Raw genomic sequence first — 22,026 nt, 5'->3', positions numbered from 1 at the left:
GGCAACAACGACATTACGATTGCGAGCAAACCGAACCATTTTCCCAATTTGCTTGCGTCACAAAAATTTGCGACCCGATAACGGCCGCAAGATTGGGAATTTATCAGTCCGACGGCAAATTCCAAAGTAGGAGCGTAGCGTGATCAATCCCGTCTGGGGAGAGAACCCTGCCTGGGATCAACATTCCCAACAACTCATTTACAACCACTAGGAACCTAGCGGACGATATTCTAAATTCTGAAGGTTAAAGACAACCATCGATTTTGGTAGGATGCGAGCCGCAGAATCGCACTCCCCTGCCCTCCCCTGCCCTTCCGCAACCAAACGGCGAACTTGCCGCTATGAACAGCTATAGCTTGGACTACATCGACGACTTGTATGTCCAGTACGTTCGGGACCCTTCCAGCGTCTCGGATACTTGGCGTCAATATTTTGAACAATTTCTTGTTGTCACGAACAAGAGTTCGTTCAAAAAGAACGGAGACCTCACTTCGGGCGAGAGCACCGCGGACCGCGTGGCTGAACCTCGCGATCGTCGTGGGTCGACCGGGGATGAAGCGACCGATCAATCCATTTGGATGTCGCGGATCCAAGACCGGGTCAATCAACTCGTCCGCGAATACCGCGTCCGCGGTCACTTGGTCGCGAAACTCGACCCGTTGGGGATCTTGAAATCCGACTCTCCAGAACTGAGCCCTGAGCTCTACGGCATTTCGGACCAAGACCTACAGCGTCCGCTCGATAGCAGTGCGTTGGAGAATGTCAGCGGCGGCACGTTGCATGCGATCCTAGCGAAGCTGCAAAACACCTATTGCCGCAGCATCGGTGCCCAATTCATGCACATCGACAATCGCAACATTCGCGATTGGCTGCAGAAACGGATGGAGTCGACTGAAAATCACCTCGAATTGTCTCATCAAGTCCAGCGTCGAATCTACGCTCGACTCGCCGATGCATCGATTTTCGAGGAATTCGTGCGGCGGAAATTCGTCGGTGCGAAAACGTTCTCGCTCGAAGGCGCCGAAAGCTTGATCCCGATGCTCGATTTGGCGCTTGAAAAAGCTGGCCAGCATCAGGTCAAGGAAGTCGTCATGGGAATGGCTCATCGCGGCCGTTTGAACGTGATGGCGAACATCCTGAAAAAACGTGCGATGAACATTTTCTGGTCGTTCGACGACCCTGATCCCGAACTCAGCCGCGGCGGAGGGGACGTTCGCTATCACCTTGGATACAGCAGCGATTGGGTCACCGCCACGGGCGAGAAAATCCACATCTCGCTGTGCTTCAACCCTAGCCATCTCGAATACGTCAACACCGTCGCCCTGGGACGATGCCGATGTAAACAAGACCATCGCAAAGACACCAAACGCCAAGAGGTCATGACGATCCTGATCCACGGCGATGCTGCGTTTGCGGGCGAAGGCATTGTCCAGGAAACCCTCAACCTCAGCGAACTCGAGGGCTACCGCACCGGCGGAACGCTTCACATCGTCATCAACAACCAAGTCGGCTTTACCACCGAACCTCGCCAAGGACGCAGCACCACCTACGCGACCGATATCGCAAAGATGCTGCAAATCCCGATCTTCCACGTTAACGGCGAAGACCCCGAAGCGGTTGCCCAAGTGGTCTCACTCGCGATGGATTTCCGCAAAGAATTCCACCGCGATGTCGTGATCGATCTGTATGCCTACCGTCGCTGGGGACACAACGAAGGGGACGAACCCCGGTTCACTCAACCGCGGATGTACACCGAAATTGATCGCCGCGCGAGCGTCCGCGAACAATACCTCAATCGTTTGATCGAAATTGGTGAGATCAGCGAGGAAGAGGGCAAAGAGATTCAACAAAAGCGAACCGAGAAACTCGAAAGCGAGTTCGAAGCGAGCAAGAACGAACCCTTTGTTCCGGACACCCAAACGCTCGCCGCGAATTGGTCCGAGTACTTTGGTGGCGTCGAACCAGCCGAAACCACCGACACCCGCTTCGATCAAGCGCGGCTAAGCGAAATCCTTGACTCGCTAACCCGCCTTCCCGAAGGATTTGCGGCAAACAAGAAGCTGAAACGCCCGATGGCCTTGCGCCGCGAGATGGCGCAAGGCAAAAAACCGCTCGATTGGGCGAGTGCCGAAGCCGCCGCGTTTGCCACCCTCTTGGTCGAAGGGCACCCGATCCGCATGACCGGCCAAGATGTCCAGCGAGGAACCTTTAGCCATCGGCACGCCGTTCTTCACGACACCAAGACGGGCGAAACGTACACGCCACTGGAACACCTCAGCGCCGATCAAGCTAGCGTTGAACTCTACAACAGCCCGCTTAGCGAAGCCGGCGTACTAGGGTTCGAATACGGCTACTCCCTCGATCGCCCCGATGGATTGTGTGCATGGGAAGCACAGTTCGGTGACTTCTGGAACTGTGCCCAAGTCATCGTCGACCAATTCATCGCCAGTGCCGAGGACAAATGGAATCGGCTCAGCGGTCTGGTGATGCTGCTCCCGCACGGCTTCGAAGGGCAAGGGCCCGAGCATTGCAGCGCGCGAATCGAACGCTTCCTTGCCATGAGCGCGGAGCACAACATCCAAGTTTGCCAACCAACGACTCCGGCGCAACTCTTTCACCTGCTGCGTCGGCAAGTGCTTCGCAAGTGGCGCAAGCCGTTGATCCTGTTGTCACCCAAAAGCCTCCTTCGTCACCCGCTCGTCGTCAGCCCGTTGGAAGAAGTGGCCAGTGGCCAATTTCATAAAATCCTCACCGACGAGAAAACGCCGCTGGCAAGCTGCAAGCAATTGCTGATGTGCACCGGAAAGATCTACTACGATCTTCTCGAAGCACGCGAAAAACGCGAGCTTCAAGACGTTGCGATCATCCGGGTTGAACAACTCTACCCGCTTTCTTCGGACGAACTGACGTTGGCAATCGACGGTCTCGCTCCCGGCACCGACATTCGCTGGGTCCAAGACGAGCCGACGAACATGGGCGCTTGGCCCTACATCAAACTGAACTTCGGGGACATGCTGGCCGAGAAGTACAAGTTTTCGGTCGTCTCGCGAGACGAGTCAGCCAGCCCGAGCACCGGCAGCATGGCGGCTCACAAGATCGAACAAGCGGAATTGCTCGACGCCGCGTTCGCTGCTCGATAGGCCGCTGCTCGATAGGCCACTGCCACCCAACCCTCTGCAAGCGAACGGGAAAAGTCCAATGCCGTTCGTTTGCAGGAACTAACTGGGTGCCCCTTCTAAGCAGGGAGGCAGGAAGGATTGGGTGAAATCCCATTAGCCGCTTGGACGTTAGCCCCGCTTGAACCGGTTGAACCGTGGCTAACTACCGAAGACTCCTGCCTGCATAACGCTACAGCGTGGGGCTTCGCCCAGCGTTTCCCGAACGTTTTACTCGGCAGCAACCGGGCGTGGCTCCGCGCCGCTACAAAAAACGGCTAGAGCATTTTTGATTTTGATGTAACACGTGTCGCCCAACGGTGGACCGCGTTCTTGCGAACGCAGCTACGGTTTGCACCCCACGTCATTTTCCAAAATGCCCTCGTGTCAAATTAGATGGCATCGAGTTAACGGCCGTCACGCAAGCGGTCAAAGTACTGCTGAGCATGCTCACGTTCGGCGCGCGGTAGCGTCTGATTTTCCGCAGGATCGCTTTCCTTGGAAATCGCCGCCTCGATCGACTGCTTGACGTCCTCCTGGGTGACCCCTTTCCGGTTTGGGCCATCGGCAAACCCAGCGATAATGGCCTTGCCCTTTTTGACCTGGCCGCGAACCTGCGATTCGTAGGTATTGGTGTCCTCCTCCGCTTCGGGCCGATCGCCAAATCCGCTGCCCTTGCCGAGACCATTGCCCTGCCCTGCCCCGTCTCCCATACCCATGCCCATGCCCTGGCATTTTCCGCAGCCCGCACCGCCACATCCTTCACAACGCATCTGGTTCTTCGATTGCGAAAGATCATCGAGCGCCGACTGCAAATCCTCTAGCTCCGACATCTCTTGCTGCATCTCACCCAGCTGGTCCGCCATCTGCTGCATTGCATCGGCGGCCTGGCCGGCGTCTCCCTGCTGCATCGCCTGCTGTGCCTGAGCCATCGCCTCGGCCATCTTTTGCATCTGCTGCATTTGACCGTCTTTTTGGCTCATTTCATTTAGTTTTTGCTGCATCTTCGCCGCCTCCTCGCCTCGCCCCTCTTTCCGAGCCTGCTCAATCTTTTGCTCCATCTCCTGCTTTTTCTTTTGATGATCCTGGACCGCCTTCTCGAGCTGCTGCTTCATTTGCTCTACTTGTTTTTTCAGCTGCGACTTCTCCTGCTCGGACAACTTGCCATCGCGCATCTTCTCGGCGAGCTGCTTGACCAGATCCTTGGCGTTACCGAACTCGCCCTTCTCAATTGACTTGGCGACCTTGTCCGCAGGCCCTGACTCGAGCCCCTTCATTTGCGACATTGCACGACGCATTTGATCAGGCGACCCGAGTTGCTCGCGACGCTCTTCGAGCTGCTTTTTCAAGTCATTTAACGCGATCATCGCCTCTTTACGATCCATGCTTTCGCGTTTGGAAATCTTATCGAGATCGACCTCCATCTTTTCAAACAACGCCTCGGCTTCCTTTAACCCCTCGGCCACGGCCTTGCGTTTTTGCTGCTGAATTCGCTTTTTCAATTGAGTTGTTGCCGTTTTCACTTGCGTGATCTCGGCGATATCCGTCTTCGCAGCGGTGGCGCTAACACTCTCGGCAGGCTCGACCAACAGCAAAACGATTGCCAAAACCGGCACCAGCGAAATCGGCAACCATCCCAATCGGGTCGGCTGAAGCGAAAACCGCTGAGCCACCGCGATCTTGGCCGCTTGCTTTTCGGCATCACGGACCAACGCCAATCCAAAATCGCTTTCACGTGAGACGGCATCCAAGCTGATCGAACTGCTCAAACGCTCGCGAAGCCCAAATCGACGATCGACTTCGGCGGCAACCGATTGAACTGACGGCGCGGTCGCGACCGCATGCACCGCCGCAGCCAAAACCGCCATCACGCCTGCGCCGATCAACCACGCATTGGCCCAAACATCAAAATCGACTTCCATCACCCAGATCGCTGGCAGCGCAATCGCGACGATGGCAACCAAGATTGCAACGAACAGCGTCCAGCAAAGATTATGACCAAATTGGGCTAGGACCAGCCGCCGACGGGCACTAGAGACACGCGTTTGGATTTCGCTCATAATCGTTATTCCCTGCCTTGGATGATGCACTGCCCCATAGTATAGCGCATCGGGCAGCCTAAAATGAGAGCGAAACGCCGCTTTCCGCACTCCACTCGAGTCCCGAATGCCTAAAAACACGCCAAAATTGCCGGACCCGGACGAGACCCCTGGGGCGGACGTCGTCATCTACGACGGGCACTGTAACTTCTGTACAGCGCAAGTGTCGAACCTGCGTCGACTCGACGTGGGGGGACCCCGCTTGGCGTTCCTCTCCCTCCACGATCAACGGGTCGCCGAGCGGTATCCCGATCTGAAGCACGACGATCTGATGAAGCAAATGTACGTGATCGACTCGCACGACCGACGCCACGGGGGTGCCGACGCGGTGCGTTATCTCACCCGGCGGCTACCGATGCTGTGGCTCGCTGCCCCGATCCTTCACATTCCCGGCACGGCAACGCTGTGGCGATGGATGTATAACGAGGTCGCAAAACGACGTTACAAGCTAGCTGGAAAATCGTGCGAGAACGATGCCTGCGAGATTCACTTCAAGCCGTAACAGCGAGCCAAGCCTGAGGCCCGACTCGGTGCAACGGCCCGCCCTGGTAAAAACTGGTGAAAAGACTCGCCTTACGCAAACCAATCGACGGCGTTTTTAAACATCGCCATTCCGTCACCAAACTCAGGCTGCTCGCTACGACGCGTCCAAAACGGATGCTGAGTCGCTTCGATATGCCGTTCGGGATGCGGCATTAAACCAAACACACGCCCCGTCGCATCGCAAACGCCCGCAATGTTGGCATCCGCTCCGTTTGGATTCAGGGGAAACGGCAGCACGTTGTTATCGATCGCTCCCTGCTCACCATCGGCATAACGGAGCGCCAATCGTCCCTCTCCTTGCATCGTTTCCAAGACCTCCGCGCTGGCGGCGACAAACTTGCCCTCGGCATGTGCCATTGGCAAGTACATTCGCTCGATCCCTTTCAAGAAAACGCAGGGGGTTTTATCGACAGCCAAATGGACCCAGCGATCTTCAAAGCGGCCGTGGTCGTTCCAGCTCAGCGTTGCCGGGGCGTCGACGGGCGACGGCAGCCCCTCGGTCAAAACGCCTAAACGCATCAAGACTTGCATGCCATTGCAAATCCCCAGCACCAAACGATCCCCATTGCCATGCACAAAGGTGTCAACGAGATCCGATAAATGCTGACGCAGCTTCGTCGCTAAAATTCGGCCGGCGGCAATATCGTCGCCGTAACTGAACCCCCCCGGCAAACACAACACCTGGTACCGATCCTTCAACGCAGGATTCTCGATCAAGCGGTTGACATGCACGCGTTCGGCGATGGCACCGGCCTGCTCAAACGCAAACGCGGTTTCTTCATCACAGTTGGTGCCGGGAGCGCGGAGGACCAAAACACGAGGTTGAGGCATGATCAATTCAGGGGTAAAACGGCGAAAAAACAGCCAAATGACGAACGTCTAGTGCGAAGTTTAGACACCCAGACCGAACTTGAGAACCACGTCAACGAACGCAGATTACGGAGCCTCGCGAGTTCGCTACCGCCCCCCGAACTTCGCGGCCTTTCCCCGTCTTCGTCACGCTCGTTCAAAAAAGAGCCCGCGTTTGAGCAGACGAGGGCCTGACAGTGAGCAGGAGATGCCTGATTGGCTGACACCTGAACCCAACAACCCAAACGCGATCGCCCCACCAACCACGACACCTTCCTTCGATCCGTCTCGTGCGATTGCCGAGCGTCACGCAGACAACGGACGGAACCCTGTGCCGGCGGAGCTGTTAAAATGCCGCTTTCAGCGCCGCTTCACTGGGCCCAACAAAAATTCGACTGGGCCCAACAAAAATCGACTGGGCTCAACAAGAATCCAGTGGGCCCAACAAGAATCCAGCCACCCAAAGCCCCGCCGATGACAACGCCACCGCAGAAAAGCACAGGCTTCAGTCTGAAGGATCAACTCTTCAACGAAGATCGCGTTCAGTACCTCGCCTCCTGTTTTTCCGCTGCAGACCCTTCCTTTGACGCGTCGGGCTTTGTCGCAGCAACGATGTTCCGACTCCAACCACTGGGGCTCAAAGAACGAATCGTTCATATCGCTAGCACGCTGGAGAACTACCTTGCCGCGGACTACAAAGTTGCTGCAAAACAAATGGTCCAAGCACTGCCACCCCCGTTGGATCCGACGAAGCGTGACGATGACTTTGGCGACTTCATTTTCGCTCCTCTGGGAGAATATGTCGTTCGCAATGGACTCGAAAAACGCCACCTCGCGTTATCGCTGAGGACGCTCAAGGCGATCACCCAGCGTTTCTCGATGGAGGATGCGATTCGTGCCTTTCTGAACACCCATCCCAGCGCGACGCTAAGCACTCTCGAAAAATGGTCCACCGATCGAAACTATCATGTTCGACGCCTAGTTAGCGAAGGAACACGCCCGCGTTTGCCTTGGTCGGGTCGCTTGTCGCTCGACACCGCAACGGCGATTCCGCTATTGAACACACTGCACACGGACCCCACCCGCTATGTCACTCGCTCGGTTTCCAATCACCTCAACGACATTGCCAAGACGCACCCCGATCTCGTCCTCGACACGCTGAAACAATGGCGTCAGCTTGCCCAGCAAGACCCATCCGAGCTGCAGTGGATGTGCAAGCACGCGTTGCGAACGCTTGTCAAACAAGGCCACCGTGGTGCCCTCGCGTTACTCGGTTTCCAACCCAATCCCAAGGTCACGGTTTCCGACTTTCGGATCCACACGGCCGAAGTTCGCCCCGGTCAAACCATTGAATTTTCTTTTGAAGTTTCAGGGCTGCAAAACGAACCGCTCCTGATTGACTATGTGATCGATTTCGTGAAAGCCAATGGCACACGATCGCCCAAAGTTCACAAACTCAAACAGCTGCGTGTTCGGAAGGGGGAAACGATTACAATCAAGAAGCGTCACCCTCTGCGAGATGGCGCCACCACTTACACCCTTTATCCGGGCGTGCACCACGTCACATTGCAGATCAACGGAAACCCCTTCGGCACTGAGTCGTTCCAATTGCTGCAGCGTAACTTTTAGCGTTCCCTTCACCCCTTGTTCCGTAGAGCCACGATGTTTCGCATTCCCTTTGCCATTGCACTGATTTTGTTGAGCGGCGCTGCCCTCACCGCGACTGCCGCAGACCGTTCGTGGACTCAGTGGCTGGGCAATGACCGCAGCGGAATCTCGAACGAATCCGGTTGGTCCACCGATTGGCCCGAAGCGGGACTGTCGCTCGCTTGGGAACGTGAAATTGGCATCGGCTTTAGCAGCGTTTCGATCGCCGACGGACGACTATTCACGATGGGGCACCAAGACGGCAAGGAAACGGTGTTCTGTTTGAACCAAAACACCGGCAAAACGATTTGGAGCCACACCTATCCCTCGGAGTTGGTCGATAATCTGTACGAAGGCGGACCGGGATCCACACCCATGATTGATGGCGAGCATGTTTTTTCGCTTGGCAAAGAGGGACAACTGTATTGTTTCCGTACCGCCACCGGCGAGATCGTCTGGCAACGCAACTTGCAAGAGGACCTTGATGTTGACCTGCCCGAATGGGGTTTCAATAGCTCGGCGACGATCCTGGGTGACCAACTCATCCTGCAAGGCGGACGGATCGTTTCTTACAACAAACTCAACGGTGAATTGAATTGGAAGTCGCCCAAGCACACGGCGGGTTACGGTGCCGCTGCGGTGATTCACGCCGACGACAAACCGCTGCTGGCCACACTCGACTCCGATGGCTTGCGCGTCACGAATGCCAGCGACGGCAAACAAGTCGATGCGTTCCCTTGGCCGTCTCCGTTTCGCACCAACTCAACCACCCCAATCGTCAAGGATGACACCATCTTTGTCTCGACGGGCTACGGGGTCGGTTGCGGTTTGTTTCGACTCAGCGACGGGAAACTTGAACTGATCTATGACAACCGCGAGATGCGAAACCACTTCAACAACAGCATCTTGTATCAAGGAAAGCTGTATGGATTCGATGGCAACTCGAATCTCGGCCGCGTCGTGCAACTGGTTTGTATGGATCACAAGACCGGAGAGGTACTGTGGCAGCAGCGTGGGCTCGGCTGCGGTTCGCTGATGATTGCCGATGGCAAACTGATCCTGCTCAGTGAGGATGGCCAACTCGTGATCGCCGAGGCAACGGGCGACGCCTATCGAGAACTCGCGCGAGCCGAAATCCTCCAAGGTCGCTGCTGGACCGTCCCGGTGCTGCTTGATGGTCACGTCTATGCTCGCAACGCCCGAGGCCGGCTCGTCTCGGTAAAACTGCCGCAAAAATGACACGCTGAACGACATGGACCGCAACCGACCGATACCTCGAATCGACGTTTCGCCAGCGGCATTAGAGCATTTTCATTTCTGATGTCGCTACCGTCGTGTTCGCGGTGGCGTACGCGCTGGCGAACGCAGCTACCACTTGAATCCCACGTCTGAATCCCACGTCGTTTTTCAAATTGCTCTGGACCGCCCGTCCCCTGCGGTTTTCAACCGACTTGGCGTCCCTCTGCCACCGCCTCGATCGGCAAAAGCAAAGACTAACTACGGAAATCCAAACCTCATCTAACCGCCATCGTGTGGCACCAAGCACCATGATTGCCTCGGAATTGTGCCGTAATTTGTTGCTTCTGGATCCGCGATCCCTTAAAATCGCCACCCTACACCTGAAGAACTAACCAACCACCCCCTCCAATCCCTACGCTCACCGCTCTTAATCAAGACGCCTGATTTTTTCGGTTTTCCGACGGTTTCCATACCTGCTCGCTTTTTCTTTTTTTCTATTACCTCATTCGGAGAAAGATCTCATGAGTCGTCGTTCGAAAACGGGTTTTACACTCGTTGAATTATTAGTGGTGATCGCCATCATCGGAGTCTTGGTCGGATTGCTGTTGCCGGCGGTACAAGCCGCCCGTGAAGCAGCCCGCCGAATGTCGTGCAGCAACAACATGAAACAGCTGGGACTGGCACTGCACAATTACCACGACACGCACCAAAAGTTTCCGCCTTCGGGGGTCGCAAGTGGATCGATGACCGGGGGAACGGCCAAACCAGCTCTCGGGCAAACTCGTAACCATCGCGGTTGGACGATGTTGTTGCCATTCATCGAGCAAGCAGCGCTCTACGAGTCATTTGACTTCAGCGTGGCATCGAGCGGCTGTGTTTATGGTGGTGGTGGTAATACCATCGATGGTCCCAAGCCTGGTGAGGCTGGCAATGCCAACGACATTGCCGTGAGCACCTCGGTTCCCGCTTTCCTGTGCCCGTCGGACCCCAATCCGACCCACTACACAGCAGGCCACTCAGCGTACTCCATCTCGGACGGGACGACGACGCGGCAAGGCGCCTTCACGAATTACGACTTCAGCGTTAACTATTTCTACAGCTCTACCGGCAAATGGAGCGACCTATCGCTGAGCACCCGAAGTATGTTCGGGATGAATGATCAATCCCGAATGCGAGACGTCTTAGATGGCACCAGCAATTCAATCGCGATTGCGGAGACGCTTCGAAATACTAGAAATGGCGAATCGGCAACCTGGGGCTACAACAAGTGGGTCGGCCACGGAGTGAGTGTGTCTTACTTCGGAATCAATCACAAAACAGACGCAAGCACTCCGCTACTCCCTTACAGATTAGCGACGTACATGACGTCGGGCAGTCTGCATCCCGGAGGTGCTCAATATACCTTTGGCGATGGTTCGGTTCACTTTCTGACCGATTCGATCGACATCGTCACGCTCCGCCGACTCGACTACATCGCCGACGGACAGGTTGTCCCGGAGTATTGAGCTCCGTTATCCAAAGCCGTCGTTTTCGTTGGCGATTCATCCCCTCTCACTCAACTCAACCCCATCAGTTTTTCATGCCAAAGTTCATCTGTTTAGGCTCGCTCACGCTGGCGGCTTTCATCGTCTCTTTTGCCGGGTGCAGCGGAGGCACCGATGTTGAATTGGTGCCTGTTTCGGGCACCGTCACCGTCGATGGCAAGCCGACCGAGGGCATCACCGTGACCTTATTTCGACAATCCGGAGAGGGGAAACGACTTATACCGCAGGGTCAAACCGACGCCGAGGGAAAGTTCACCACCAAAGTGTCGCCAACCGAGAGCGGCGCGCCTGTGGGTCAATACGCGGTGCTGTTTGAACGGTGGACACTGCCCGATGGTTCTCCGATCCCGGAGGGCCAGACGCCGGCCGATTCCGGTGCGGTCAACCAAATCCCGCAGCGCTACACTGACCCGAGCACTTCCCCCGAAACGGTTACGATTGCGGCGGACGGCGCCGACAACTTGAGCTTCGACCTGAAGCTCAAATAATCGCACCTACTCGGTAGATCCGCTTGGGGATAAGCACTCCATTTTCGGTTTGATCAGCCGAAGAACACTGGCTCACGGTTAACCACTGCCGGACGTTAGCGTTCTTCGGCTGATTGTGTTTACCGGTTTAGGTTTTGCCAGCTGATTGATGCATCACTGCTTCGATGCGTTGAGGGCGAAGCATGCATGGACTCCGTTGTCGAGGGATCGACAATGCAAAGATCACGCTCTCACCAAAGATGCTAGACGCTTGGCAGGTGGCGTTATTCACCATTCACCATTCGCCGCTCGTCCTTCACCTCAATGTGCCGTTTCCCGCAGTCAAATCTAAAATTTGCAGGGAAATTTATTGCTTTTTGACTACCCACTCTCTATCATCGCCTCTCTGGCGCCACAGAGCCATACTGCCCCCCTCCTCCCTTCTTCTCTGCCAGTGCCCTCTTCCGCACTGGCGATCTCAATCAAACGCTAAATACCTTCGGATTTCTGACGGTTTCCATAAGTGTTCATTTCCTTTCTTTCAGTTACCTCATTTAGAGAAAGATCTCATGAGTCGTCGTTCGAAAATGGGCTTTACGCTCGTTGAATTATTGGTGGTGATCGCCATCATCGGAGTCTTGGTCGGGTTGCTGTTGCCGGCGGTACAGGCCGCCCGTGAAGCAGCCCGCCGAATGTCGTGCAGCAACAACATGAAACAGTTGGGGTTGGCGCTACATAACTACCACGATACGCACCAAAAGTTTCCGCCGTCAGTGTCCGCTTCTGGATCGATGGCATCGGGAACGGCAGTCCCAGGCCCGCTAAAAGCTCGCAATCATCGCGGTTGGACGATGCTGTTGCCATTCATCGAACAGGCTGCGCTTTACGAAGCATTTGACTTCAGTCTGGCGGCGAGCGGCTGCACCTATAGCTCTCCAGCTAATTCTAATTCCATTAGTGGTCCTGAGCCTGGCGCGGCTGGCAATGCTAACCACATTGTCGTCAGCACCGTCGTGCCCGCTTTCCTGTGCCCGTCGGACCCCAACCCAACTAACACCACCTCGACTCACGCTGCGTATCGCATTTCGAGCGCAACAACGCTGCAAGGTGCCTACACAAATTACGATTTCAGTAGTGCAAGAGTACTTGCCTCCAGCGATGTGTGGAGCGGCACTGCTCAGTCAACCCGCCGCATGTTTGGAATGGATAGTCAATCCAAGATGCGAGACGTCTTGGACGGCACAAGCAATTCGATCGCGATTGCCGAAACGATTCGAAACCAATGGGATGGCATCCCTCAAACCTGGGGCTATGCCAAGTGGGTCGGCAACGGAGTGGATCCGAGCTACACGTACGGGATCAACTACCTAAGATACTCAACCAATCCGCTGCTTCCCTACAAGCTAGGGTCGTATGAGACGTCGGGCAGCCTGCACACCGGAGGCGCGCAGTTTACCTTTGGCGATGGTTCGGTTCACTTTCTAACCGATTCGATCGATCTAACCACGCTACAACGGCTGACTTACATCTCCGATGGCCAGGTCATCCCGGAGTATTAAGTTCATCCTTTCAAGACCGCCGCTCTCGTTGGCGATTCATTTCCCCTCTCACTCAACTACCCTCCATCGATTTTTCATGTCAAAGTTTTTCTGTTTAGGCTCCCTCGCGCTGGCGGCGTTCACCGTCGCTTTGACGGGATGCAGTGGAGGTACCGATGTTGAATTGGTGCCTGTTTCGGGAACCGTCACGGTCGCAGGTAAGCCGACCGAGGGCATCACCGTGACCTTGCTGCGGCAATCCGGTGAGGGCAAGCAGCACTTTCCGTATGGCAAAAGCGATGCCGAGGGTAAGTTCACGCTCAAGGTCTCTGAGACCGAGAGCGGAGCGCCAGTAGGACAATACACTGCGCTGTTTGAACGGTGGACACTGCCCGATGGTTCTCCGATCCCGGAGGGCCAGACGCCGGCCGATTCCGGTGCGGTCAACCAAATCCCACAGCGCTACACTGACCCAAGCACTTCCCCCGAAACGGTTACGATTGCGGCGGACGGCGCCGACAACTTGAGCTTCGATTTGAAGCTCAAGTAATCGCATCGGCTCGGCAGATCCGCTTGGGGATAAGCACTCCATTTTCGGTTTGATCAGCCGAAGAACACTGGCTCACGGTTAACCACTACCGGACGTTAGCGTTCTTCGGCTGATTGTGTTTACCGGTTTAGGTTTTGCCAGCTGATTGATGCATCACTGCTTCGATGCGTTGAGGGCGAAGCATGCATGGACTCCGTTGGCATGGGATCGACAATGCAAAGATCACGCTCTCACCAAAGATGCTAGACGTCTTGGTGGGTGGCGTCATGCGTCGATTCGTCCTAGACGTTGGCCCACGTTCTGGCGAACGTAGCTACAGATTCAACCCCACGACGTTTGTCAAAATGCTCTAGACCGCCTGCACGCTGCGGGTGCCGACCGGCTTATCGCTCCCCTTTTCGTCCACGCTCGATTGCAGAGCTGCATCCGAAGGGTACGGGAACTTAGGCGGCATGAGATCACCCTAGGGTGCTACAAATCACCATTGGGTCTCGAAAATGATGCTGTCTTTTGTTGCTTCTTGATTCCCGCCCCACTACATTGCACTCCTGCACCTACAGAGCTAAACCAAAGCCCCACCCAGCTCGAGTGTTTTTTTTCACACTCACGACCTCAACCAAAGGCCCCAATCTTTCGGCTATCCGAGGGCTTTCATACCCGTTCGCTTTTTTCCATTTTTCTTACTTCAGAGAAAGATCTCATGAGTCGTCGTTCAAAAATGGGCTTTACGCTCGTTGAATTATTGGTGGTGATCGCCATCATCGGAGTCTTGGTCGGATTGCTGTTACCAGCGGTACAGGCCGCCCGCGAAGCAGCCCGCCGAATGTCGTGCAGCAACAACATGAAACAGCTGGGTTTGGCGCTCCATAACTACCACGACACGCACCAAAAGTTTCCACCCTCGGTGGTTGCCAGTGGCCCGATTGAATCGGGATCGGCCAAGCCAGGTGTGGGCAACGTTCGCAATCATCGCGGTTGGCAGATGTTGTTGCCATTCATCGAGCAGGCTGCGCTCTACGAAGCATTTGACTTCAGTCTGGCGTCGAGTAGCTGCACAGTCAGTTCGACGAACACCCTTGGTGGTCCCAAGCCAGGCGAGGCTGGCAATGCCAACGACGTTGTCGTGAGTACCTCCATTCCCGCTTTCCTCTGCCCTTCGGACCCCAATCCGACCCACTACTCGTCCAACAGTAGTGTTCATTACTCCATTTCGCCCGGAACGACGACGTTACTAGGCGCCTTCACGAATTACGATTTCAACGCGGAGAGAACGTACAACAGTGCCAACACCTGGAGCGGCACGGCTCAATCAACCCGCCGCATGTTCGGACACATGGATCAATCCCGGATGCGGGACATCTTAGACGGCACCAGCAATTCGATCGCAATTTGTGAGACGATTCGAAACGTCGTCAATGGCACGGGAACCACCTGGGGCTATTCCAAGTGGGTCGGCCAGGGAGTCGATGCGGCTTACTATCAAGGCATCAATGACAACCTCTGGTCTACCACCCCGCCGGTTCCCTATAAGCTAGCCGACTGGTCGACGCCGGGCAGCCTGCATCCCGCAGGAGCCCAGTTTACCTTTGGCGACGGCTCGGTTCACTTCCTGACCGATTCGATCGATCTCGTCACGCAACAGCGACTCGCCTATATCTCCGATGGCCAGGTCGTCCCGGAGTTCTGAGCTGATTCAAGGCAATCTCGCTCGTTTTCTGTGGTTACCTTCCACGGGTTGATTTGCGTTTCGTTCTGGTTCCTTGGCTCGCGTCTGGGAACCAGTAAACGCGGCACCTTGGAGTGTGCGAAATCCTTCCCCTTCTCCTCCCTTAACCCATGAGGCTTTCATGTCGAAGTTCTTTTGCCTTGGCTCGCTCGGACTGACGGCTTTCATCATCGTCTCCTTTGCGGGATGCAGCGGAGAGACGATTGGATTGGTGCCTGTTTCTGGAACGGTTACCATCGCGGGCAAGCCGACCGAGGGCATCACCGTGACCTTATTTCGACATTCCGGTGAAGGGAAACGACTCATACCGCAGGGTCAAACCGACGCCGAGGGTAAGTTCACCGTCAAGGTGTCGCAGTCGGTGAGCGGTGCGCCTGTGGGCCAATACGCGGTGCTGTTTGAACGATGGACGCTGCCTGACGGCTCCCCGGTCCCGGAGGGCCAGATGCCAGCGAATGTTGGTGCGGTCAACCAACTCCCCCAAACTTACAGTGACCCCGGCACTTCCCCCGAATCGGTCACCGTTCCTGCGGGCGGCACCGACAACTTGAGCTTCGACTTGAAGCTTCAGTAATCGCATCTAATCGGCAACTCCATTTGGGGATAAGCTCCCCCTGTTTCGGCTGATTGTGTTTACCGGCCATCGGTGCCCTAGATGGGTACCGAATTTAATCGAACCGGAGCGACGCCATGACCTCGCTCTCGCGTTTGCTTGGTCCCCTTGATTAATGGATTCGCGCAATCGATTTCGGCTGCATTCGTTGGTCCATCAAACCAACTTTCTGAAACGTCGTTCCCTGCTAGTCAGCTGCCTAATTCCTAAGCATTCTCGTTGTTAGGGGGCACCGCAACTGCTATCCGTTGCAGCAACCTTGGAATGGATCGTCATGAATCGCTCGATTTTGCAAAAATTCGTTGCCGATCCATCGCACCTCCACCCACCGCAAACGAACGCTAGCGGCCAAAACCCCATCCTTACCGGCTCGCGTTCGAAACACAGCATGAGATTCGAGATAAGTGCTCGCGTTGCGCATGCGATTGGGAACAGTTCTTGCTTTCTGAACGACTTCAGCTTGGTTCTCGAATCACTGTCGACGTGAACGTGACAGAAAACCTTGGACGCTAAGTGCTGAAGACAAGGTGCTCATCACCGCTGAAAGTCTCCCTCCTTGGGATTGGACCACAGCCATAAACGAGAACCCGTCCCGCACGCCTCCATTGCAGCGAGACACACACCGTCGCTAGCTCCTTGTGATTCAAAAGATCGCTTGCTACTTCTCGAATTTCACCCCACTCAATTGCAACCAACGACAGACCGAACGCACCGCGTTCGCCCTTCGATGTTCAGTGTTTCTCAGAACGCTTGCTGTTTCAGCTTTGTGACGAGCTTCACCGTAGATATTCGATATTAGATTTCCCTCATTGTTCATTTTTTTGCTACCTATCCTGGAGAAAGTTTTCATGCGCCGTCGTTCAGAAAAAGGCTTTACACTCGTTGAATTATTGGTGGTGATCGCCATCATCGGAGTGCTGGTCGGATTGCTCTTGCCGGCGGTACAGGCCGCCCGTGAAGCGGCCCGCCGAATGTCATGCAGCAACAACATGAAACAACTGGGGTTGGCGTTACATAACTACCACGACACGCACCAAAAGTTTCCGCCGTCAGTGTCCGCTTCTGGCTCGATGGCATCGGGAACGGCTGTCCCAGGTCCGCTAAAAGCTCGCAATCATCGCGGTTGGACGATGCTGTTGCCATTCATCGAACAGGCTGCGCTCTACGATGCATTTGACTTCAGTCTGGCGGCGAGCGGCTGCACCTATGGCGGTGCTGGTAATACCATTAGTGGCCCTCAGCCTGGTGCGGCGGGCAATGCAAACGACGTTGTCGTCAGCACCGTCGTGCCCGCTTTCCTCTGCCCGTCAGACCCCAACCCCACTAATTCCACCTCGACCCACGACGCGTACCGCATTTCGAGCGCAACGACGCTGCAAGGTGCCTACACCAATTACGATTTCAGTGCGACGAGACTCAGTTCCATCAGTAACGTCTGGAGCGGCACGACTCAGTCAACCCGCCGCATGTTCGGGATGGATGATCAGTCACGAATGCGAGACGTCTTGGACGGCACCAGCAATTCGATCGCGATTGCCGAGACGATTCGAAACGTCTGGGATGGCGTGGCACCAACCTGGGGCTATGCCAAGTGGGTCGGCAACGGAGTGGATCCGGCCTACACATACGGGATCAATTACCGAAGATACTCAACCAATCCGCTGGTTCCCTACCGACTGGGGACGTACATGACGTCGGGCAGCCTGCACACCGGAGGCGCGCAGTTTACCTTTGGCGATGGTTCGGTTCACTTTCTAACCGATTCGATCGATCTAACCACGCTACAACGGCTGACCTACATCTCCGATGGCCAGGTCATTCCGGAGTATTGAGCTCATCCTTCCAACACCGCCGCTCTCGTTGGCGATTCATTTCCCCTCTCACTCAACTACCCTCCATCGATTTTTCATGTCAAAGTTTTTCTGTTTAAGCTCCCTCGCGCTGGCGGCGTTCACCGTCGCTTTGACGGGATGCAGTAGAGGTACCGATGTTGAATTGGTGCCTGTTTCGGGAACCGTCACGGTCGCAGGTAAGCCGACCGAGGGCATCACCGTGACCTTGCTGCGGCAATCCGGTGAGGGCAAGCAGCACTTTCCGTATGGCAAAAGCGATGCCGAGGGTAAGTTCACGCTCAAGGTGTCTGAGACCGAGAGCGGAGCGCCAGTGGGACAATACACTGCGCTGTTTGAACGGTGGACACTGCCCGATGGTTCTCCGATCCCGGAGGGCCAGACGCCGGCCGATTCCGGTGCGGTCAACCAAATCCCGCAGCGCTATACTGACCCAAGCACTTCCCCCGAAACGGTTACGATTGCCGCGGACGGCGCCGACAACTTGAGCTTCGATTTGAAGCTCAAGTAATCGCATCTGCTCGGCAGATCCGCTTGGGGATAAGCACTCCATTTTCGGTTTGATCAGCCGAAGAACACTGGCTCACGGTTAACCACTACCGGACGTTAGCGTTCTTCGGCTGATTGCGTTTACCGGCTGATTGACGCATCGCTCCGTCATCGCGCTCAGAGCGAAGCATGCCAGGGCTCCTCTCAAATTGAACGACGCCTCAAACATCGTGTCCTCACCAAAGTAGTTAGCCGCCAGGCAGCCCCTTGGTGAAGCCCCTTGGTGAAGCCCCTTGGTGAAGCCCCTTGGTGGGTGGCACCGTTCGCCCCTTTTTTTGATGGGTGGCACCGTTCGCCCCTCGAGTTGGCACCGTTTGCCGGTTGGTTAGCTCGTTCGTCCTATGGGTGGCACCGTTCGCCGCACCGTTCGCCGCGATTCCGCTCGCCGCTTAGCGGTACTATACAGCAGCACCGATCACCGCTAGCGTGACGATAAGCACCATTAGACACCGAGCACGGTGCGGTACTTTATTACTTCTTGATCCTCAATCGACATTTACTACACTGGCCCCTAAGTACACAGAACTAATACCCCACCCCACCCCAGACCAGCCCCGCCAAGACGAGTGCCCTCTTCCGCGCTCGCGATCTCAATCAAACGCTGAATGCCTTCGCATTTTTCGACGGTATCGATAGGCATTTGCTTCTTGCTGTTTCTTATTAGGAGAAAGATCTCATGAGTCATCGTTCAAAAACGGGTTTTACGCTCGTTGAATTATTGGTGGTGATCGCCATCATCGGAGTGCTGGTCGGTTTGCTGTTACCAGCGGTACAAGCCGCCCGCGAAGCGGCCCGCAGAATGTCGTGCAGCAACAACATGAAGCAGTTGGGCCTAGCGCTGCATAATTATCACGACACCCATAACTCGTTGCCTTTCTGGTCTTACCAAAGTCCTGACAATATCGTTTACAGCAGTTTCATCGCGATCTTGCCCTTCATTGAGCAACAGGCGTTGTATGACCAGATCACCTCGGCCACCACGATCAATGGGGTGACTTACCCGCCCTATGGCATATACACCTTTGATTCTGACTATACGCCGTGGTACACGCACATCCCTGGTTATGTCTGTCCCTCCGATCCAGGAAGCGGCAACAACCAAGGCGCAGACCAGGGCCGCAACAGCTATTGCTTTAGCCTGGGCGACTGGACACCCGACCGCCACGATACATCCACTCGCGGTCCTTTTGCGAGAAGGAAGGCCTTTAACTTTTCCGCGATCCTCGACGGACTGAGCAACACGATTGCCATGGGCGAACGCGGTATCGGAGACTCGACGTCGACGATCTCAGGAGGCAGGATTAAAGGTAGGTTTGTCGTATCTCACACGTCCGTTGGCTCCTCTCCCACAGCGAACAATCCGATTACCTGCCTCGCAACGGTAGGCACAAGCGGCATGTACAAAACGACTTTCCAGACCCGAGGCCCAGGCGGCATCGCTTGGAGAAATGGGAGCACCGGGGTGACCTCGATCAACACCATCTTGCCTCCAAACGGCCCAAGTTGTAACCGCGAAAGCGATTTTGGCATGCGTATACTTACGACGGCTAGCAGCTACCATCCCGGCGGAGTCATGGCTTTGAAGTGTGACGGATCGGTTACTTTCATCACCGATTCGATCGACACCGGAGACCTATCAAGCCCCAGCGTTGCACAAGGCCCGTCGCCCTACGGCATTTGGGGTGCTTTAGGTTCCAAGGACGGCAGCGAGGTCGTGACCCTTCCGTAATCGCCGATCGCGATCCCCCATTGCCGGTGCGCGATAGCGCCACCTTGGCCCCCCCATTTTCATTGAAGCCGGAGCGACCTCACACCTCGCTCCGGCTTTTCTTTTCCCCCTTCAAAACAGCGAGTCGAGCAACGACCCCGGATAAGCGCTCGCGTTAGCGCCGACCGCGACGAATCGCTCTTGCTTCCCCAACGACTCTCGCTGGGCTTTTGACTCTCCTTGGGTCTTCGACTCTCTACTGGGCGCCCGACTCTCTACTGGGCGTTCGTCTCTCTACTGGGCGTTCGTCTCTTCGCTAGCGCGAACGTGCCCCAAAAGCCTGGACTTCAGTGATGAAGACAGGACTCTAATCACCACCACCACCGGCCCCCCTTTCTTTCAATCGGGTTTGCGATCCGCTAGCGGAACACCTGCACCCCAAGAAAAACGAGAGCGGTACACGACCCTCCGTTAGGTCAGAAGGATTATTGATCGCAATTCGTTGCATCTCGGAATCGGAGCCACTACACTGCAACCTCGCCCCCCCAGAGAGAACTAACCCGCCAGCCTCCTGGACGCCCTCCACCTACCCCCCACAAACCTTCAGAAGACCGCGGGAACATCGTCGACGCTTCGACGAACTTCACCGCCGTCAATCCACCATCCGCTTTCCATATGTTCATTTCTTTTGCTACCCAGCCCGGAGAAAGTTCTCATGAGTCGTCGTTCAAAAATGGGTTTTACCCTCGTTGAATTGTTAGTTGTGATCGCCATCATCGGAGTGCTTGTGGGGTTGCTCTTACCGGCGGTACAGGCTGCCCGCGAAGCGGCCCGACGAATGTCGTGCAGCAACAACATGAAACAACTGGGGCTGGCGCTGCACAATTATCACGACACAAACAACTCGTTGCCCTTCTGGTCCCATGGCAGCCATGGCCATGCCCATTACAGTGGCTTCATCGCGATCTTGCCCTTTGTTGAGCAACAGGCGTTGTATGATCAAATCACCACGACGACCACGATCAATGGGGTAACCTACCAGCCCTACGACTTGTATCCCGATAGCGCGAGGACTGGCTATACGCCGTATTTCACTCAGATCCCAGGACTCGTTTGTCCCTCCGACCCAAGAGCCGGCAACAAGCAAGCCTCCGATCGAGGTAGAAATAGCTACAACTTTAGCGTAGGCGACTGGACACCGTTCTGGAGCGACAGTAACACTCGCGGTCCTTTTGCGCGACTGAAGGCCTTTAACTTCTCCGCGATCCTCGACGGATTGAGCAACACGATTGCGATGGCCGAACGCGGCATGGGAGACGGAACGGTGGTCAGCGGAGGCAGGGTCAAGGGTGGAGTTGCCTTAACCCACCCTTCGGTTGGCGCCACTCCGGATGCAAATAATCCGATTGCTTGCCTTGCAACGCTGGGGGCAAACGGCATGTACAAATCGACTTTTTCGGTCAAAAGCTCCGCAGGCATCGCATGGTCGCATGGGTTTGTTGGAGAGACCATGGTCAACACGATCCTGCCTCCAAACGGCCCCAGTTGTGGGCTCACAAACGACTGGGGCAACCGCTCGTTCGCCACGGCTAGCAGCTACCATCCCGGCGGAGTCATGGCATTGAAGTGTGACGGATCGGTCTCGTTTATTACCGATTCGATCGACACCGGCAACCTTTCCAGTGGCAGCGTTGCACAAGGCCCGTCGCCCTACGGTGTGTGGGGTGCGCTTGGCACCAAGGACGGCAGCGAGACCGTCGAGCTGCCGTAATTGCTGATCGCGGTCACGCGACTGCAATGGGGTGACAACGCCACCTCAGGCCATCAATTTCGTTACAGCCGGAGTGACCACACCACCTCGCTGCGGCTCTTGTTCCCCTCATTTCAAAAGCGAGATTTGAGGAATGGGGATCGGATGAGTGCTCGCGCTGGCGCATGGCCTCAGGAAC

16 protein-coding genes are annotated in these 22,026 nt (G+C 55.7%); 14 read left to right on the top strand and 2 right to left on the bottom strand.

Annotation, left to right across the window (positions count from 1 at the left end):
- The first annotated feature begins 341 nt into the window (after positions 1–341).
- Positions 342–3,140, top strand: coding sequence for a 2-oxoglutarate dehydrogenase E1 component (locus tag Pla52o_RS21055; RefSeq protein WP_146596590.1), 2,799 nt, complete (start codon positions 342–344; stop codon positions 3,138–3,140).
- 422 nt (positions 3,141–3,562) lie between these two features.
- On the opposite strand, the gene Pla52o_RS21050 is transcribed toward Pla52o_RS21055, so the two are convergent.
- Entirely contained in the window at positions 3,563–5,215 is a 1,653-nt protein-coding gene (locus Pla52o_RS21050) for a hypothetical protein (protein ID WP_146596589.1), read from the bottom strand.
- Positions 5,216–5,321: 106 nt separating this feature from the next.
- Here Pla52o_RS21050 and Pla52o_RS21045 point away from each other — a divergent pair, with 106 nt between their 5' ends.
- Positions 5,322–5,756, top strand: a complete 435-nt coding sequence (locus Pla52o_RS21045; protein WP_146596588.1) for a thiol-disulfide oxidoreductase DCC family protein — start codon at positions 5,322–5,324, stop codon at positions 5,754–5,756.
- 71 nt (positions 5,757–5,827) lie between these two features.
- Here Pla52o_RS21045 and Pla52o_RS21040 read toward each other — a convergent pair whose 3' ends face one another.
- A complete protein-coding gene (locus tag Pla52o_RS21040; protein ID WP_146596587.1) occupies positions 5,828–6,628 on the bottom strand; it encodes a phosphoribosylformylglycinamidine synthase subunit PurQ in 801 nt (266 codons plus the stop codon).
- 492 nt (positions 6,629–7,120) lie between these two features.
- Here Pla52o_RS21040 and Pla52o_RS21035 point away from each other — a divergent pair, with 492 nt between their 5' ends.
- The 12 genes from Pla52o_RS21035 (at position 7,121) to Pla52o_RS20980 (ending at position 21,848) form a co-directional block, all read left to right on the top strand.
- Positions 7,121–8,275, top strand: coding sequence for a DNA alkylation repair protein (locus tag Pla52o_RS21035; protein ID WP_146596586.1), 1,155 nt, complete (start codon positions 7,121–7,123; stop codon positions 8,273–8,275).
- Positions 8,276–8,308: 33 nt separating this feature from the next.
- Positions 8,309–9,532, top strand: coding sequence for an outer membrane protein assembly factor BamB family protein (locus tag Pla52o_RS21030; protein WP_146596585.1), 1,224 nt, complete (start codon positions 8,309–8,311; stop codon positions 9,530–9,532).
- Between the two features lie 521 nt (positions 9,533–10,053).
- On the top strand, positions 10,054–11,037 hold the full coding sequence (locus tag Pla52o_RS21025) for a DUF1559 domain-containing protein (RefSeq protein WP_146596584.1): 984 nt from the start codon (positions 10,054–10,056) through the stop codon (positions 11,035–11,037).
- Positions 11,038–11,111: 74 nt separating this feature from the next.
- Positions 11,112–11,564 carry a hypothetical protein gene (locus Pla52o_RS21020; protein ID WP_146596583.1) on the top strand — a complete coding sequence of 151 codons (453 nt, stop codon included), beginning with the start codon at positions 11,112–11,114 and terminating at the stop codon, positions 11,562–11,564.
- Positions 11,565–12,112: 548 nt separating this feature from the next.
- On the top strand, positions 12,113–13,102 hold the full coding sequence (locus Pla52o_RS21015) for a DUF1559 domain-containing protein (protein WP_197169410.1): 990 nt from the start codon (positions 12,113–12,115) through the stop codon (positions 13,100–13,102).
- 76 nt (positions 13,103–13,178) lie between these two features.
- Positions 13,179–13,631 (top strand): DUF4198 domain-containing protein, encoded by a 453-nt coding sequence (locus Pla52o_RS21010; RefSeq protein ID WP_146596581.1) that lies wholly within the window; start codon positions 13,179–13,181, stop codon positions 13,629–13,631.
- 700 nt (positions 13,632–14,331) lie between these two features.
- Positions 14,332–15,318 (top strand): DUF1559 domain-containing protein, encoded by a 987-nt coding sequence (locus Pla52o_RS21005; RefSeq protein WP_146596580.1) that lies wholly within the window; start codon positions 14,332–14,334, stop codon positions 15,316–15,318.
- A 160-nt stretch (positions 15,319–15,478) separates the two neighbouring features.
- Positions 15,479–15,931 carry a hypothetical protein gene (locus tag Pla52o_RS21000; RefSeq protein ID WP_146596579.1) on the top strand — a complete coding sequence of 151 codons (453 nt, stop codon included), beginning with the start codon at positions 15,479–15,481 and terminating at the stop codon, positions 15,929–15,931.
- An 887-nt stretch (positions 15,932–16,818) separates the two neighbouring features.
- Complete coding sequence (locus tag Pla52o_RS20995; protein ID WP_146596578.1) at positions 16,819–17,802, top strand: DUF1559 domain-containing protein; 984 nt, start codon at positions 16,819–16,821, stop codon at positions 17,800–17,802.
- 76 nt (positions 17,803–17,878) lie between these two features.
- Positions 17,879–18,331, top strand: coding sequence for a DUF4198 domain-containing protein (locus tag Pla52o_RS20990; protein ID WP_146596577.1), 453 nt, complete (start codon positions 17,879–17,881; stop codon positions 18,329–18,331).
- Positions 18,332–19,045: 714 nt separating this feature from the next.
- The gene (locus Pla52o_RS20985; protein ID WP_146596576.1) at positions 19,046–20,098 is read left to right on the top strand and encodes a DUF1559 domain-containing protein; all 1,053 of its coding nucleotides are present in this window, start codon (positions 19,046–19,048) and stop codon (positions 20,096–20,098) included.
- Between the two features lie 694 nt (positions 20,099–20,792).
- Positions 20,793–21,848 carry a DUF1559 domain-containing protein gene (locus tag Pla52o_RS20980; RefSeq protein WP_231612527.1) on the top strand — a complete coding sequence of 352 codons (1,056 nt, stop codon included), beginning with the start codon at positions 20,793–20,795 and terminating at the stop codon, positions 21,846–21,848.
- The last annotated feature ends 178 nt before the right edge of the window (positions 21,849–22,026 follow it).

The organism is Novipirellula galeiformis (genome assembly GCF_007860095.1).
In the GTDB taxonomy this organism is placed as follows: Bacteria; Planctomycetota; Planctomycetia; order Pirellulales; family Pirellulaceae; genus Novipirellula; species Novipirellula galeiformis.
Note: the sequence above shows the minus strand (reverse complement) of the source record. Positions and strands in the feature narration are given on the sequence as shown.